14 protein-coding genes are annotated in these 18148 nt (G+C 33.9%); 9 read left to right on the forward strand and 5 right to left on the reverse strand.

From position 1 onward, the window contains the following. Both AC0608_RS11935 and AC0608_RS11940 read right to left on the reverse strand, forming a co-directional pair. On the reverse strand, positions 1-2812 hold a 2812-nt coding region (locus tag AC0608_RS11935; protein ID WP_478289200.1), incomplete at its 3' end, for an HYR domain-containing protein. Between the two features lie 483 nt (positions 2813-3295). Next, on the reverse strand, positions 3296-6502 hold the full coding sequence (locus AC0608_RS11940; RefSeq protein WP_478289201.1) for a cytochrome c biogenesis protein: 3207 nt from the start codon (positions 6500-6502) through the stop codon (positions 3296-3298). A gap of 199 nt (positions 6503-6701) precedes the next feature. On the opposite strand from AC0608_RS11940, the gene AC0608_RS11945 reads away from it, so the two are divergent. From AC0608_RS11945 to AC0608_RS11960, 4 genes are all read left to right on the forward strand, one after another. After that, positions 6702-7475, forward strand: a complete 774-nt coding sequence (locus AC0608_RS11945) for a Rossmann-like and DUF2520 domain-containing protein (protein WP_478289202.1) — start codon at positions 6702-6704, stop codon at positions 7473-7475. Then, positions 7459-7986 carry a KdsC family phosphatase gene (locus tag AC0608_RS11950; RefSeq protein WP_478289203.1) on the forward strand — a complete coding sequence of 176 codons (528 nt, stop codon included), beginning with the start codon at positions 7459-7461 and terminating at the stop codon, positions 7984-7986. The genes AC0608_RS11945 and AC0608_RS11950 overlap by 17 nt, the downstream gene beginning before the upstream one ends. 69 nt (positions 7987-8055) lie before the next feature. Beyond that, positions 8056-8958, forward strand: coding sequence for a geranylgeranylglycerol-phosphate geranylgeranyltransferase (locus AC0608_RS11955; protein WP_478289204.1), 903 nt, complete (start codon positions 8056-8058; stop codon positions 8956-8958). Positions 8959-9042: 84 nt separating this feature from the next. Then, positions 9043-9930, forward strand: coding sequence for a carbon-nitrogen hydrolase (locus AC0608_RS11960; protein WP_417959698.1), 888 nt, complete (start codon positions 9043-9045; stop codon positions 9928-9930). 77 nt (positions 9931-10007) lie between these two features. Here the strand turns inward: AC0608_RS11960 and AC0608_RS11965 are convergent, their stop codons facing one another. After that, entirely contained in the window at positions 10008-11534 is a 1527-nt protein-coding gene (locus AC0608_RS11965; RefSeq protein WP_478289205.1) for a choice-of-anchor I family protein, read from the reverse strand. 186 nt (positions 11535-11720) lie between these two features. Here AC0608_RS11965 and AC0608_RS11970 point away from each other — a divergent pair, with 186 nt between their 5' ends. Further along, positions 11721-12761 (forward strand): agmatine deiminase family protein, encoded by a 1041-nt coding sequence (locus tag AC0608_RS11970; protein ID WP_478289206.1) that lies wholly within the window; start codon positions 11721-11723, stop codon positions 12759-12761. An 84-nt stretch (positions 12762-12845) separates the two neighbouring features. Here the strand turns inward: AC0608_RS11970 and AC0608_RS11975 are convergent, their stop codons facing one another. Next, the gene (locus AC0608_RS11975; protein WP_478289207.1) at positions 12846-15113 is read right to left on the reverse strand and encodes a M1 family metallopeptidase; all 2268 of its coding nucleotides are present in this window, start codon (positions 15111-15113) and stop codon (positions 12846-12848) included. A 163-nt stretch (positions 15114-15276) separates the two neighbouring features. On the opposite strand from AC0608_RS11975, the gene AC0608_RS11980 reads away from it, so the two are divergent. The 3 genes from AC0608_RS11980 to AC0608_RS11990 all read left to right on the forward strand — a co-directional run bounded on the left by AC0608_RS11980 (position 15277) and on the right by AC0608_RS11990 (position 17376). Next, a complete protein-coding gene (locus AC0608_RS11980) occupies positions 15277-16128 on the forward strand; it encodes an aldose 1-epimerase family protein (RefSeq protein WP_478289208.1) in 852 nt (283 codons plus the stop codon). Positions 16129-16143: 15 nt separating this feature from the next. Beyond that, positions 16144-16695, forward strand: coding sequence for a GNAT family N-acetyltransferase (locus tag AC0608_RS11985; protein WP_478289209.1), 552 nt, complete (start codon positions 16144-16146; stop codon positions 16693-16695). Between the two features lie 129 nt (positions 16696-16824). Continuing rightward, the gene (locus AC0608_RS11990) at positions 16825-17376 is read left to right on the forward strand and encodes a DUF3575 domain-containing protein (RefSeq protein WP_478289210.1); all 552 of its coding nucleotides are present in this window, start codon (positions 16825-16827) and stop codon (positions 17374-17376) included. Here the strand turns inward: AC0608_RS11990 and AC0608_RS11995 are convergent. Next, positions 17373-17597, reverse strand: a complete 225-nt coding sequence (locus AC0608_RS11995; RefSeq protein WP_478289211.1) for a VF530 family protein — start codon at positions 17595-17597, stop codon at positions 17373-17375. The genes AC0608_RS11990 and AC0608_RS11995 overlap by 4 nt on opposite strands. Before the next feature lie 49 nt (positions 17598-17646). Between AC0608_RS11995 and AC0608_RS12000 the strand changes: the two genes are divergently transcribed. Continuing rightward, the gene (locus AC0608_RS12000; RefSeq protein WP_478289212.1) at positions 17647-18132 is read left to right on the forward strand and encodes a phosphoglycerate mutase family protein; all 486 of its coding nucleotides are present in this window, start codon (positions 17647-17649) and stop codon (positions 18130-18132) included. Positions 18133-18148 lie beyond the last annotated feature (16 nt).

Consider the following 18148-nt stretch of genomic DNA (forward strand, 5'->3'; position numbering starts at 1 on the left):
TATTGGCTCCAACGTTTGAACAGTCAAACGCTGTTTTGTCTAAGCTGATGCTTGCGATTCCACAATTGTCTGTCGATCCATTGTTGATTTGCGCTTCGGTAATGCTTGCGCTTCCTGCTGCATTTAACTGGATCGTGATGTTTTGTGTCAATACTACTGGAGCAACTTTATCTTCGACAGTTACGGTTGCGGTATTGCTGCTTACGTTTCCGTGAATGTCCGTTACAGTCAAGATAACGGTATTGGCTCCAACGTTTGAACAGTCAAACGCTGTTTTGTCTAAGCTGATGCTTGCGATTCCACAATTGTCTGTCGATCCATTGTTGATTTGCGCTTCGGTAATGCTTGCGCTTCCTGCTGCATTCAACTGGATCGCGATGTTTTGTGTTACTACTACAGGAACAACTTTGTCTTCCACAGTTACTGTTGCAGTATTACTGCTTACGTTTCCGTGGACGTCAGTTACGGTTAAGGTAACGGTATTGGCTCCAAAGTTTGAACAGTCAAACGCTGTTTTGTCTAAGCTGATGCTTGCTATTCCACAATTGTCAGTTGACTTGTTGTTGATTTGTGCTTCAGTAATGCTTGCGCTTCCTGCTCCATTCAACTCGATCGTGATGTTTTGTGTTACTACTACAGGAACAACTTTGTCTTCCACAGTTACTGTTGCTGTTCCTGTTGAGGTACTTCCTAAAGTACTTGTTGCTGTTAATACAACTGTGTTAACACCTATATTAGTACAATTAAATGAAGTCTTATCTAATGATAAACCTGAAAGACCTACTACAGAACTTGAACCATTATCTATTTGTTGAGGGGTGAATATTGCATTTCCACTAGCATCAAGGGAAACAAAAATATTTTTTGTAATTACTACCGGTACAGGATCAATGACAGTCACTTGAACTGGAACTGAGGTCATATTTCCACTTGCATCTATTCCTGTTAACTTAATAGTTACTGGGCTATTTATTGCATCAGTCTCTCCAAATAAACTTTGACTTAAAGTATAAGTTATTGCTCCTAAACAATTGTCTGTTCCACTTTCTAAAACAACTTGGGGAGTAATACTTACTGTTCCATTTGCTGCTAAAGTAACTGAAACTGGTTTGCTTATTACAATTGGAGCAGTTACGTCATTTACTATTACATTAAATGAACCGTTGGTTGAATTGCCTGAAGTATCTGTTGCCCGATAGGTAACTACAGTTGTTCCTACTGGAAAAACTGAACCGCTTGCAAGACCAGACATCAATATTGTTGGTATTGTTCCACCTTCAAATTCAACGACATAATAGGCTGGCTGATTATAGAACCAGTCGTTCCAGGTAGGTCCAGTCCAGTTAATAACAGCCCAGTCTTCACCTATTCCACCACCAGAATTATTGGGTTCGCCTGCATTCCAGTTAGTGTAGGTTACAGGTTCATTGGTAACCCATCTGTAAATTCCTTCTACGTCACGGTCTGTGTAACCAATCCACATACGATCAGTATGCATTGCCGAAACAAAACTGTTCTCTGCAGCATTGGCAATGGTAACTAAGTGGCCTCCTAAAGATATTGCAGCAGTATGTGCTTCTTCCGGTGAAACTTGATTGTTAGAAACGAAGTAGGTATGCCCATTTAATGTACCTTTATATGTATATCCGGGCAAAGATGTAGGTAAATTTCCCGATCCACAATTATCTGTTGCTGATGGCTGGTTGTATTTTATAACAGCACCACAAATAGCCGGATTGGCATTAACAGTAATATTAAAAGGGCATGTAATTACAGGAGCCTGATTATCTGTTACTGTTACCGTAAAACTTGCAGTGACTGAATTTCCAGAAGCATCCGTTGCTTTAAATGAATTTGTAGTTATCCCATTAGGGAATATAACTCCGCTTGTTAAACCGGCAGTCTGAGTGATTGTTGTAGTTGAACAATTATCAGTGGCTGATGGCGCTAAATAAGTTACTATACTTCCACAAATACCAGCTGAATTTGCTGTAACAAATGAAGATGGCACAGATAAAATGGGATTAACATTATCTAGAATATTAACAGTCACAGGAAAAGTTAATTGACTTGAATTGCCATTTGCATCTGTAGAAAATGCTGTGACATTGGTAATTCCTACAGGAAAAAATGAACCTGGAGATTTACTATAAGTTACATTTGGATTTTGAGTACAATTATCTAAGGCAGTAGCAGCGAAATTAACATTCGCACCACTTGTACCACATGATACGGTTGTTGTTGTATTAGAAACCGTAATAGTTGGCGCCGAAGTATCATTAAAAGTGCCGGAAATACTTTGTGGCCAAAGATTTGTACTTTCTTCTTCCAAAACAACTGTTAAGCCACCATTTAAAGTGATATTAACTGGAACATTACAAGCAGCAGGTGCAAAATCATAATAAGCCCAGTCATTGTGTTTATTTGCACTAGGTCCTTTTGATAAAATAATTATATTTGAACCAGCACCTGGAAGATTGTTCCAAGACGTATTATTAAAAGCACCTGTTGGATTTACATTTTGAGTAACAGTAGAAACACCATAAGTAGTCGTTATACTCATACCGTTATTAACTAATGTTCCTGAAGTTTGATCTCCGTGCCAATGTTCTATATAAACCCTAATAAAGCCATTAGATAGAACTACATAGCCAACTTGAACAGCATGTGCCCAGGCGGAGGAATAAGAAATTAGAAAAAATAAAAAAAGTGCTAAGCGCTTTTTCATCATTTTCCTTTTAAGAAAACCAAAAGATTCTTTTGACGTCCTTCGAGAATTAGATCCTTGAGGTGAAGGGTAAAAATTTTTCATAAATATTAATTAGGTTGGTTAAAATTAATTATTGTTTTAGACTTCCACTTTAGTAAAGTGACAATCATTTTGTATTAACTTTTGTCTCATAATAAACAGAATAAAATATTGGAGATAAGATTTTGCTTCAATACTATTTAAAGTTTCTACAATTATTTTTTTATAATTTTCTACTTCGTTAGGGCAAGATGAAACCCAAACTTTAATTGCTTTAAGGTTTTCTGTATTTTCAAACTTGAATCAAACATAGGTTATAAAAAAAACTCATAGCACCTTTAATCGATGAAAGTATTAATAAAACACTTAAAATACATTTGCTTTAATTTAATAAGATTATTTTTAATAAATATTAACCAAAAAATCTATTTTACCATAATTAAAAACAAATAAATAACTGCTTTCAAAAGATACTTTCAAATTTAAATTCATAAAAAAAGGTCCAACTTTACAGTTGAACCTTTTTTTATGAATTTAAATTTGAAATTATTTCTTATAATACTTCTTGTATTTTGGATATGAAATAGCTCCAAATAAAGCTATAAAGCCTAGTGAATACCAAATCCAATTTAAGGAATGAGCTTCACCACTCGCATAAGAATGCAGTCCTACTAAATGAAAATTCACACCATAATAGGTAAATAAAATAGATATAAAGGCAAACATACTCATCAAATTGAAAACCCATTTCCCACGTAAGGAAGGTACAAATCGAGCATGAATAACAAAAGCATACACCATAATACTGATAAGAGCCCAAGTTTCTTTTGGATCCCAACCCCAGTAACGTCCCCAACTTTCATTGGCCCATTGCCCTCCAAGGAAGTTTCCAATTGTCAACATTATCAAACCTATCGTTAAAGCGAGTTCATTGATATAGGTAATTTCCTGAATATTCAAATCCATTTTGGCTTTGTTCTTTTCATTGGTAAACAAAATCAATAATAACGAAACAGCTCCTAAAATCATTCCCAACGCAAATGGTCCGTAACTGGCCACAATTACGGCAACGTGTATCATTAACCAATACGAGTTCAGAACAGGCTGTAAATTTGCAATTTCAGGATCAATCCAATTCATGTAGGCTGCAGCTAAAATCATCGCTGTTACAAATGCTGATGATGCTATGGTTAGTTTTGATTTCCTATCGAAAGCCAAACCAAAAAACATCGTCGCCCAAGCCACGTAAATAATAGATTCATACGCATTACTCCATGGAGCATGTCCCGAAATATACCAACGGGCAATCAATCCAAAAGTATGTAATGCAAACAATCCAATCACAACTATGTGCATGAAATTGACTAAAAAATTTAATACTTTTCTTTCTTTAAAAATTTTCATAATCGTGAAGAACAACATCAAAATTGATGCAAAAATATACCAATAAGGTAATTTTTTGAATACATCATATTTGTTGTACAATACTTCTGAAGTAATTTTTTCTTCGCTAGGCCTCACTTTACTTCCAAATCGTTTTTGAAAACCGTTGATGCTTTCCAGTAATTCATCTGCCGTTTTATAATCATTCGAAGTTGAAGCATTAGCCAAAGAGCCAAAATACAAAGGCAATACATTTTTAGTATAGGTTGCTTCCATGTCTTTGAAACCAGACTCATTCAATTCTAAATAGGAAACCCATTTGTTATTTTTATCCTCCGGAATTGGAAAAATCTTTAATATTCGTCCGCTCAAAGCCGACTCCATTAGGTTTACTTTTTTATCGGTTTCGATAAAATCTTTCTCAAATTGGTTTGGATTCGCTGATTTAAATGCTTCTTCTAAATATTTAGAAAGCTTATAATTCCCTTTTTCGTCAAAGAAAGATACAAAAGGAGCAAATTTTGCTGCTTTATCTATCCCAATAATTTTTCTAATACTGTCATTCCCGCTTTTAATGTAGATAATTGGTATTTCAATCCAATAACTCGCGTATTGTGTCATAGACAAAAATACCTGATCAGAATTCATACCTTTATATGAATCATCATGACTAACTTTTCGTAATAATTCCGAAGAAAATGTATTGATAGGCTTCATTCTTCCGCCTCCATCTTGAATAACAAGTCTACCAAATTTCGCTGCATGTTCTTCCGGCACTTTATACTTGGTAATCAAATCATTTAGTTCATCCTGACTTAATACTTTTTTAGTATGATTTGTATGCGATGCTGGTGCTGCTTCGGCCTCCGTATGTGCATGTCCTTCGTGAGCGGCATGGTCATGCTCTTGCTCCTGTGCAAAACTATTAAAACTAAAAAACAAGAGTAATAGAGTCAACAATTTAGCCTTTTTGGTCTTAACGACTTCTAGTTTTCGCTTAATATCCGCAAAACGGGAATATTTGGTAAACATAATGGCCATCATGGCAAAATACAACATAAAATAACCAATATAAGTAAGCGCTGTTCCCCAGAAATCATGGTTTACTGACAGAATTGTTCCTTTTTCATCAGGATCAAATCCTGATTGAAAAAAGCGATAGCCATCATGATCCAAAACATTATTCATATATATTCTGGCATCAAAAGGTTTCTTATCTTCTACAGTCACTTTACTTTCAAAGGAAGAGTAACTTTTCTCCGTTCCAGGATATTTCTGAGCAATAAAATCATTCAGTTTAATTTTAAAAGGCAATACATACGCTTTACTTCCATAGAAAAAAGTATAGTCTATTTCTCCTATTTTTACTGTTTTAGAATCTCCTAATTTACCTTTAGAACCTAGTACCGTAACTATTTTTTCTTGGTTGTCAGCCGTTATTTTTATGGTTAATGCATCTTCATGATTCTTTGCCTTAAAATCATTTTGAGATTCGTAATCAATAACTCCTTTCACCGCAGGATCAGGAAATACAAACCGCATTTCTCCAATAGTATATAAGGAACGCATCATCAACGGCTGGCTGTTATCCTTTATAACTTTACCTTGAAGTTTATCCGCCATACGCATAAAAGCTCCTTCAAATGGCGTTTGTATTGTATAACTGCTTCCTTGAGTATTGATGTTGATTGCACCGTCAGTATACTTATTTAAAGCAAACAAAACATTATGGATGTTTTGGACTTCTCCATCTTTTAAAAAATGTTCTTCACGGCCACCGTCTCCGGCTTCTACTAATTTTAAATAAACAATCCCTTTGGGGTCGGGTTTTATGTACTCCTTAGCGCCCATAATAAAATTTTCATAACTCACTTCAAATGGAGTATCAGCAAACTTATCTGAAATAGTAAATTGATTATTGGTTGCTGGAGAAAGCAGCACTTTTTTTTCAAAAACCCTACGTTTCATTTCGCCTTTATATTCTCCATCCACAAAAAGAGTAAGATATGTTTTATCTGAAAAAACTTGATTTTCAGCAGCGCCTTCGCGAATAGGCATCATCCCTTCATAACTAATATACCGCGTTACAAAAGCACCTAATATGATAAATATAAACGATAAATGAAGCAATAATGTAGCCCACTTTTCTTTCTTGAGGAGTTGGTAGCGCTTGATATTCCCAATAAAATTAATTAAGAAAAATACGTGAATGGCTTCAAACCACCATGCATTGTAAATTAGAATTTTTGCAGTATCGGTATTGTATTTACTTTCGATAAAAGTTCCAGTAGCCATTGCAACGGCATAAGAAATAAATAAAAGAGCCATTAATCGTGTAGAAAACAAAAAAGAAAATATTTTTTTATCCATTTTTATGGGATTATGTTTTGTAAAAGTGCCACAAAAGTACTTAAAAATGTTGACTTTTATATTCGGACATTTGTTAATTTAATCCAAAATTAAGCCCTTGTACATAACTCTAAGCAGGCCCTTTTTAGGGTTTATTTTGATTTATTATTGTTTGAAAATTTGAATAAAACACTTCATATTTTTTTGCTATTTTTGGCGTATGATCAAAGTAGTAATTATTGGTTCTGGAAATGTAGCGCAACATTTGATTGTAGCATTTCAAAATTCTCCTAGTTTGGGAACAGAAATTGAATTGGTTCAGGTTTATTCCAGACATTTAGGAAGCGTCTCGCACCTACTGGATTCAGGAAATATCACAAATGATCTGAATACTTTGGTGGAAGCTGACGTATACATAATAGCTGTTTCAGATGATGCAATAGCTGAAATCTCATCGAAGCTTTCATTCAAAAATCGTTTGGTGGTGCATACTTCCGGAAGTGTTGCATTGAATGCTTTGGATGAAAACAATCGAAAAGGGGTTTTCTATCCATTGCAAAGCTTTACAAAAAACAAAGCAATTGATTTTAAAACCATCCCAATATGTTTAGAAAGCGAAAATGCTACTGATTATCAACTATTGGACAAAGTAGCTAAAACGATTGCTGAAAAAGTTTTTGCTATCAATTCTGAACAACGCAAGGCAATTCATGTTGCGGCAGTATTTGTCAATAACTTCGCCAATCATATGTATCAAATAGCTCAGGAAATTTGTCAGGAAAACCAGGTTCCTTTTGAAATTCTAAAACCTTTAATTGCCGAAACCGCTACCAAAATAATGATTCTTTCTCCAGAGGAAGCACAAACCGGACCAGCAAAACGCAATGATACAGCAACTATCCAAGCACACGAGGGTTTTTTATCAAAGGAGAATCATATCAATATTTATAAAATACTAACACAATCAATACAAGAGAATGGCAAAAAGTTATAAAGAAATAATGAATGATATTACTACGTTTATTTTTGACGTAGATGGTGTGCTAACTGATAGCTCCGTTTTTGTTACCAATGAAGGAGAAATTCTTAGAACGATGAATATTCGTGATGGCTATGCAATGAAAGCTGCAGTAGAAAGCGGGTATAATGTTTGTATTATTTCTGGAGGAAGTAATGAAGGTGTTCGAGTACGACTTCGTAATCTTGGAATTACCGACATTTATTTAGGCACGCCTGATAAAGTAGAAACCTTTGATGAATATACTGATGTATACCAAATTAACCCTGCACATGTTTTGTACATGGGTGATGACATTCCTGATTATCATGTCATGCAACTAGTGGGATTACCTACTTGTCCTCAAGATTCCAGCCCGGAAATCAAAGCCATTTCAAAATACATTTCGCATAAAAATGGCGGAAAAGGCGCAGTACGTGATGTCATTGAACAAGTGATGAAAGCGCAAGGAAAATGGATGAAACATTTTGACGGCAAACATGATTAAAAATTCTCACTGAGAATCTTCATTTTTTAATGGCCAAAAAACTATTATAAAATACGGAACAATGAAACAATGAAATACCTAAAACTAATTCGGTATCAAAACCTTCTGATGCTTGCTTTTATGCAGCTTGTTTTTAGGTATGGATTCTTTAAAATTCAGAAAATCCCTTTGGCACTATCAGATTGGCAATATATGTTATTGATTGTGTCAACCCTTTTAATAGCTTCTGGAGGCTATGTCATCAATAATATTTTTGATCAAAATACAGATACAATCAACAAACCTAAAAACGTAATTGTCGGTAAGAGCATCTCGGAGACTGAAGCGTATAACCTATATATTGGCCTTACAGCTTCTGGTGTAGGTATAGGATTTTATTTATCAAATGTAATATTGAAACCGGGTTTTGCAACTATTTTTATTTTGATTGCAGCAACACTTTATCTTTACGCAACCAGCTTCAAACAAATGATGCTTATTGGCAATCTAATTGTGTCTTTGTTGCTCTCTTCTAGTGTAGTAATTATTGGAATTTTTGATTTATTCCCAACTATTCATCCAGGTAATCAACAGCAAATGGCCTATGTTTTTTCAATACTTTTAGATTATGCTATTTTTGCGTTCATGCTTAATTTACTTCGAGAAATTGTTAAAGATTTAGAAGATATAGACGGGGATTACAATGAAGGTATGAATACGTTACCAATAGCAATAGGAAAATCTAGAACGGCAAAAATAGTTTCTGGACTAAGCTTTATCCCTATTTTTTCTCTTATTTATTACATCAATAAGTATTGTATAGAATTGCTTTTTACAACCCTATATTTATTGCTTTTTGTAGTGGGCCCATTATTATATTTTACTATAAAAATTTGGAATGCAAAAACTAAAAAAGAGTTTCGCTTTTTGAGTATCCTTTTAAAATGGATTTTACTTTTTGGGATATTATCCGTAATTGTGAGTAGCCTGTAGGCATAATCAAATTTCTTGATTTCTAATTTTCATTATGCCAATTCTTTATAAAATTCACTATTTTTGCAGTCTAAATTTTTAGTCATGCCAAACAAAAAATACAAAATAGCAGTCATTCAATTGAATCTAAATGATATTGCAGCAAATAACTTAAAAAAATGCATCAGCTGGGTTCGTGACGCTGCTAACCTTGGTGCCGAAGTCATTTCATTACCCGAATTATACAGCAGTCATTATTTTTGTCAAAGCGAAGATGTAGATAATTTTGCTTTAGCAGAACCATTGTATAGTACTTCATTTATTGCTTTTAGCGCTTTGGCAAAAGAGTTAGGCGTAGTGATAATTGTTCCTTTCTTTGAAAAAAGAATGGCTGGAATCTACCATAACAGTGCTTATATTATTGACACGGATGGCTCAGAAGCAGGATTATATCGTAAAATGCACATTCCAGATGACCCTCATTTTTATGAAAAGTTCTATTTTACTCCCGGAGATTTGGGTTTTAAAACGATTCCAACAAAAAAAGGAAAAATAGGGACATTAATTTGTTGGGACCAATGGTATCCTGAGGCAGCACGCTTAACGGCATTGCAAGGTGCAGAAGTCTTGTTTTATCCTACAGCGATTGGTTGGCATCCACAAGAAAAAGAACAATATGGCGAAAACCAACATGGCGCTTGGATGAGTGTGATGAAAGGGCATGCAGTTGCAAATGGTGTATATGTAGCGGCAGCAAACAGAATTGGTTTAGAACAATACCTTCCAGATACAGCAGGAATTCAGTTTTGGGGTTCTTCGTTTATTGCAGGACCACAAGGCGAAATTTTGGCACAAGCCTCACACGATAAAGAAGAAATTTTGATTGCTGAAGTGGATTTAGACTTACAAGAAAATGTGCGTCAGAACTGGCCTTTCTTTAGAGACAGAAGAATAGACGCTTTTGGTGACATTACAAAAAGAGCGATTGACTAATAATCTTCCATAATAAAAAAATCCCTACTGAGAAATCATTCTAAGCAGGGATTTTATTTAAAAACAAACTTCTAAATTTAATTTAAATCCGGTTGAAATATTTTAACCACACCATCTCCTTCACTGCTGACCACTACTAAACTTCTTTTATTCGGACTTTTTGAAGCTGGAATAAAAAGCAATCCTTCTGGAGCATCACCTGTTTTAAAAGTCTGTAAAAATTTTGGAGCAGCTGGATTGGTTACATCATACACCATAACGGCATCTGCTCTTTCCAAACCAACAAAAAGTATCATTTTATCTCCCATTTTAGTAACCACAACTGATTCTGGTTCTACTGATTTATCATCACTTCTGGCATCATCATAAATACCAAATTCTTGGACTTTTCGATCCAATTCATTTTTACTGTCAAATACTAATTCTCCTGTATTTCCATTCCAAATAGAAAAAGAGCGAGCTCCAAAAGAAACTAATTCGTCAAAATCTCCATCGCCATCTGTATCACCCATTTTGGTATTGATATTTAATCTTCCCATGCTTGACTCTGCTTTTAGAGCAGTGGCATTAGGAAATGCAATTGGATCCAGAATAACTGAGGAACTACTGACCCTTTTTACATCTACAAAAGCCGAATATTCTCTTGCATCTCCTTCATTTGCAGTAACAAAATATGGTATTTTATTGATCTCAAAATTACTGATAGCATCTGGTTGAAACATGCCTTTGACTTTCCATGTATTTGCCAAGAAACCACCATCTTTATCGCTGATATCTATGGCATTTTCAGCTAAATTGTAATCTTTAAAACCTAAAGGAAAAATAGTTGTAATCGTTTTAGTTGCCAAATCAATTTTAGCCACTCCGTTATTTTCCTGTAAAGTCACCCAAGCCGTTTTAGAATCAGCAGAAATCGTGATGTATTCTGGTTCAACATCAGAGGCAAAGTTATTTGTTGGACTTGCAATTCTGAATCCTTTTGTTTTCAAAGTACTCCATTGAGTACTAAAACTTTCGAAAGTTAAAGTTGTCACTACATAATTATCATTAACCGCAATTATGGAAACAGAACCGTCTGGGTCTATGGAATAGGTGTCATTTGGTTCCCCTTCATTAGCAGTCATTATATAATTTCCGTCAGGAGAGAAGGTAATCATATCCGGTAAAGCACCAACCGTAATTTCTTTAATCACATTGTAATTAGCCGTATTGAAAACAACCACTTTTCCAGCATCTTGTTTATTTGGTTTTGCTTCTAATGCAACAGCTAATTTACCATTATAAGTCGCAACGCTATTTGAAGTTCCATTATAAGGTGTCAAATCGATACTTGTTACAAAAACTGGACTGGATGGATTAGACAAATCAATAACATCTATTCTATTCGTATTACTGTTGTTTACTGTAAATAACTTTTTAGAAACTTCATCATACGCACTTATTTCAGCAGCTCCGGCACCACCAATAGTAATAGAACCAATTTCTTTGAAAGTTGCTGCATTTTCATTTATAACTAACTCTGGAGATTCCTCTTTATTTGAGTCATTTTCGCAACTTGACAATATAAAGATTGCGGCTAGCATTGTAATACCATATTTTTTCATAATTGTATTTTTTAATTTTATCAAAAATAATTCGCTCCAACTCGAAAATAATTAACTCAATATTATATAATCTTTAATAAAACTATTCGGATTAATTAATACTAGACTCCAAAAATGAATCTTTGCTGCCTATTTTAAAGTCCTCCTGAATGTTTATATTTGTACTCTTTATAATTAGAACGCTGTATGACCACAAACAATAGAAGATTCCCAGCAGAGTGGGAAAAACAACAAGGCATATTGCTTTGTTTTCCACACAACGGGAAAGACTGGCCTGGAAAATATGAAACCATACAATGGGCTTTTGTAGAATTCATTAAAAAAGTGGCCACTTTCGAGCACGTATTTTTGGTAGTTGCAGATGAAAACCAAAAAGACAAAGTCAATACAATGCTTGAAACAGCTCATGTTGCGCTGACTAACGTCTCGTACCTCATTCATAAAACCAATAGAAGTTGGATGCGTGATTCCGGCCCAATAATCGTTAAAAACAATGCCGAAAGAGAAGCATTGAACTTTAATTTTAATGGCTGGGCGAAATATAAAAATATTCAGCTTGACAAGTTTGTTCCTGCCAAAGTAGGCGCGTTCTTAAATATTCCAGTTACTCAAGTACTATACAAAGGAAAACCGGTAATTGTTGAAGGTGGCGCCATTGACACCAATGGAAGAGGAACTTTATTGACTTCGGAGGAATGTTTAATGCATCCTGATATTCAGGTGCGAAATCCAAATTTTACTAAAGCGGACTATGAAGCTGTTTTCAAGGAATACCTTGGAATTACAAATGTGATTTGGTTAGGCGACGGAATTGAAGGCGATGATACACACGGACACATTGATGATTTATGCCGATTTGTAAATGAAGACACGATTGTGACTATTGTAGAAACCGATCCTAAAGACAACAATTACAAACCATTGCAAGACAATCTAAAACGCTTGCAAAATGCCAAACTGGAAAATGGAAAATCACCTGTAATTGTAGTTTTACCGATGCCAAAACGTTTAGAATTTGACGGCTTGAGACTGCCTGCCAGTTATGCGAATTTCTTAATTTTAAACAATTGTGTTTTAGTTCCTACTTTTAACGACAGCAATGACAGAATCGCTTTAAACATACTTTTAGAATGTTTTCCAGATAGAGAAATCATCGGGATTAGCGCTACTGATTTTATTTGGGGTTTTGGAACTTTGCATTGCTTAAGCCAGCAAATTCCTGAGTAAATTTAGATTAGAAAATAAACTAAATAAAAAAGACTTGTAGCGTTAATTCCTACAAGTCTTTTTCTTTTTTATTCTGTCTAAATACTATTTTTCTCTCGTAAACGGTATTTTTTGTCCTTCGGGTATTGTCATCTCAAATCCGTTTAGGCTGTCATTAAATTCAAATTTAAGTCCTGCTTGTTTCGACTCAAAACTATTTTTCCCAATTGGTTCCACTGTGAAACTTGGATAATTAGTAATTAAGACGTTTAGCGTGCTATTTTTCTCTGAAAAAGTAATTTTTATAGGCGCCATTTTAGTAGCGTACGTCCCTAAATAACCATCCAAAATTACATCTTTTTCTATCAATCCTTTATCTGAAGTCCATGTGTTATTTGCATCATTACTATCCGGCAAAACATGATCTGGATCCAGTGTAATACTTTCAATTTCTTCGGTTGAATTATGTTTGAAAGACCAAATTTTATTCCGCTGCCAAACTTCTACCGGTAATTTAACGCGGGTTATTTTCCCGCTTTTTATTTTTACGTCTAAAATTACTGGCATTGCCATTTTTTCATAATTTTCAATCGAAATCACAACTCCTTGTTTTGGGTCGTTTTTTACATATTTTATCGAATTAATTCCTTGATCTAATCGCCAATTGTATTTAAACCAACCTCTCCAAAACCAACTCAAATCTTCTCCAGCAACATTTTCTATTGTTCTAAAAAAATCGTCTGGTTGAGGGTGCTTATACGCCCAGCGCTCAATGTACGTTTTTAAAGCCAAATCAAAACGTTCCGGCCCAAGAACTTGTTCCCGCAAAATAACTAATCCAGAACTTGGTTTTGAATAGGCTAAAAGACCAATATTAGCTTCTTTCATGTTATCTGGTGAACTCATTATAGTTTCAAGATTTGGACTTGTATACACTTCCGCTCTTTGATGCAGATCAACTGGCTTATCTTTGTACTCGCCATTATTAAAATCTGCTGAACTCAATGAATTAATAAAAGTGTTAAAACCTTCGTCCATCCAAGCAAACATTCTTTCATTTGAACCAACAATCATAGGAAACCAAATGTGTCCAAATTCATGATCTGTAACGCCCCATAAATCCTCGCCTTTTGACTCCCAACTACAAAAAACAATTCCTGGATATTCCATTCCGCCTTCGTTACCGGCAACATTTGTAGCTGCAGGATACGGATATTCTAACCATCTTTTAGAATAATTTTCAATGGAAGCTTTTGTATATTCTGTCGATCGTCCCCAAGCGGCATCTCCAGCACTTTCTACAGGATAAACAGAAATAGCCAATGATTTTTTTCCGCTTGGCAAATTAATTTTTGCAGCGTCTAAAATAAAGGAAGCTGATGAAGACCAAGATAAATCACGGGCATTTTTAATTTTATAATTCCAAGTTTTAGTAGTTCCAGAAACTATTTTTGACAAATTTTCTACTTCTTCAGCAGTACGAATAAAAACTGTTTTATCACTTCCTTTAGCCATGGCCAAACGATTTTGTTCTTCTGAGGAATAAACGGTAGTAGGATTTAATAATTCTCCTGAACTTACTACAATATGATTTGATGGAGCAGTAATACTCACCTCAAAATCCCCATATTCCAAGTAAAATTCCGAAGCACCTAAATAGGGGTTCACGTTCCAACCTCTAATATCATCATAGACACACATCCTAGGGTACCATTGTGCTATCGTAAAAATTTTACCGTTTTTGGTTTCCAAAACTCCCATTCTATCCGAACCTTCATTTGGTGCAATAAAAGAAAAATCAATTTTAATAGTAACAGAACTACCTTTAGCATTCAATACTTGCGGAAGAAAAACCTGCATTCTGGTATCAGTAATGACATACTTTGCTTCGGCCTCCGAAGATTTTCCTTTAACTATAGTAATTATTTTTACTGATTTTATTTTATGACCACCATCAAAAATTTGTCCCTGAGCCCCATTTCGACTTCCAGTTAAAGGTACAAGTGCGTTTCCGCGGGAGTCTGCTTTAAATAAATTTTGATCTAAATTCATCCACACAAAAGCCATTTTATCCGGACTGTTATTCGTATACGTGATGATACCGGTTCCTGTAATTTCATTATTTTTCTCATCTAATTTTGCAGTCAGCTTATAATCAGCTCTGTTTTGCCAATATTCAGTACCCGGCTGACCACTTGCTGAACGGGTACTTGTTCCATTTTTTGTATAAAAAAATGGAGCAAAAGCATCATGGTAATCGTACTTTGAAATAAGGCTACTTGATGTATTTATAGGGGTTTGTTGCGCAAAAAGCGTCGTAATGCCCAGTAATAATGCCGAATACAGAATGACTCTGAAGCGAATATTTTTCATTTTATTTAATTTTATATCACAAATTAATGAAAAAAATGAGGATTTCAAACTATTTAGAATAAATTGATTCTTTTTTGAATAAATAACAAGTAAGGTGAAGAATCAAAAATTATAAAATATATTTACGTTATAAAACAATTTTAAATTAACCTACATAACTACTTTGACAACAATAATTAAAAACACGAATCTATCTGCAGAAATTAAACACGTAGGTGCCGAATTAGTTTCTTTAAAAACAACTGTTAATAAAGAATACATTTGGGAAGGGAATCCAGCATTTTGGGGTAAGCACTCCCCTGTTTTGTTTCCTATTGTGGGTACTTTAAAAAATAATTCCTTTTATTATAATGAATTGGAATATTATTTATCCCGACACGGTTTTGCCAGAGACATGGCATTTGAGTTGATTAGTGTTACAGAAACTAGTGCTACATTCTCGATACAATCCTCTGAAGAGACTTTAAAAATGTATCCCTTTCTATTTGAATTACAAATAATATATTCCTTAGAAAAGAACAGATTATCCATTGAATATAGAGTCGGTAATACAGGGAAATCTTCAATGCCATTTTCTATAGGAGCCCATCCCGCATTTGCTTTACCAAATCAATTCGAAAATTATGCTATTACTTTTGAAAAAGAAGAATCTTTAGAATATTATCTTTTGGAGAATGATTTAATTTCAAAGAACACCAAGAAATTAGACATGACTACTAAAAATATTCCACTGACATATCAATTATTCAAAAACGATGCTTTGATTTTTAAAGCATTACAATCTAATACTTTGACTATTTTAGAAAATAAAAAACCATTGCTAAGAGTACATTTTGAAGATTTTCCAAATTTAGGAATTTGGACCAAAAGAAATGCTCCCTTTATTTGTATAGAACCTTGGTTTGGTTATTCGGATACTATTGAAAGTTCAGGAAATCTATTTGAAAAAGAGGGCATTCAGATTTTAGAAGCAAATGAAACATTCAATTCAAAATTCAGCATTGAAATCCTTTAATTAAAAAAACAAAATATGCTAACTATAAACTTCAATCCATTTCCCAATTTAGAAACGGAACGCTTGCTTTTAAGAAGAGTGGACAACAATGATATACAAGAAATTTTTGCATTGCGATCTAATCCTGAAACGATGAAATTTATCCCAAGACCTTTAGTAAAAACAGATGAAGAAGCGTTAGCACACATAGCAATGATAGATACCAAAATAGAGAATAATGAAGGTATTAATTGGGCCATTACATTCAAAAATGAAACTAAATTAATAGGGATTATTGGTCATTACAGAATAAAACCAGAGCATTATCGTGCGGAGATTGGCTATATGTTGCATCCGGAATTCCATGGAAAAGGAATTATTTCCGAAGCCGTAAAAGAAGTTGTAAAATATGGCTTTAAAGTGATGAAATTACACTCTATTGAAGCTGTTATTGATCCAGATAATTTTGCTTCTGCCAAAGTATTAGAAAAAAACAATTTTGTTAAAGAAGCACATTTAAAAGAAAATGAATTTTTTGATGGTCGTTTCATAGATACTGTAATTTATTCTTTATTGAATAAATCCTGATACCAATTAATATTATAAACATTGTTGGGATATCTAAATTTAAAACCTAATTACTTTAGTAATTAATATTTTACACTTGCCGCTACTTTTGAGGTCTTTACATATTCTCAAAGTACTATAAATACTATTATGAAAAAAATACTTATTCTTTTTATCCTGTTCTCTTCGATTGCTTCCCAAAGCCAAACGTATATCAAAATAAATGCAATGACTACTCCTTTTACTATTCCTAATGTGGGTATTGAAACTAGTATTGGTAAAAAATCAACATTCCAGTTTGATGTTTTAGCTTCTTTTTGGAAATCTATAAATGGCAAACCTAGAGAGTTTTATACTTTCACTCCTGAATATCGTTATCATTTTAAAGAAAAAAATAACGGTTTTTATGCTGGTTTTCATATTGGCGCAAGCCTCTTTAACTTCCAGAAATGGAATTATCTAAATACTACTTTATACGAAAAAGGCGTTGGATATTTTATAGGTGCAACAATTGGATATCAAATAAAAATAAATGATAAATTTATGTTAGATTGTTTCTTAGGAGGTGGTTCGCATCAAGGTTTTTATAAAGGATATGACTTAGCTACGGGAGAACGCTACGATAAAGCTCAAAAATTTAATAAAAGTGGCGAGTGGTTGCCCTACAGAGGCGGTTTTATGGTTTCCTATAAACTAAACTAAAATTTAGTCACCGATTTTAAATATAAATCCTCGACTTGTTTTCTTGCCCAATCTGTTTTTCGTAAAAAAGTCAAACTCGATTTTACGCTTGGATTATCCGTAAAACATTTTATTTTAATCAGTTCACCCAAAGTGTCAAATCCATAATACCCTACTAACTGCTCCACTATTTTTTGAAGTGTAATTCCGTGAAGCGGATCTTTTGATTTTAAATTTTCCATTTTGCAAATATATAAAATCGATAAATAACAATTTTTTAAATTCATTGAAATGAAAAAATATCTCTTACTACTTGCGCTGTTATTTTTAAACATCAGTTTTGGACAAGAAATTACGACAACCTATTACTTTATTCGCCATGCAGAAAAAGTGGATAATTCTCAAAATCCAGATTTATCTGCAAGTGGTTTAGAAAGGGCGAATCTATGGAACAAAATATTCTCAGAAGTAGATTTTGATCAGATCTACTCAACTGATTATAAAAGAACAATACAAACGGCTAATCCGACTGCTGTAGCCCAGAAAATTGAAATTAAACATTATGATCCTAAAATCATAGCTATTGACTCTTTCAAAAAAGAAACTTTAGGAAAAAAAATTTTGATTGTGGGACATAGTAATACCACTCCCAAATTTGTAAATCAACTTATCAATCAAAACGTATTTACAGATATTGAGGATTTAACTTTTGGCAATCTCTATATCGTAACTATTAGTAATGCTATAACCTCCTTTCAATTATTGAAATTGCCATAGGGTATTGCTAAACCTT

Source organism: Flavobacterium sp. GNP008, assembly GCF_056428965.1.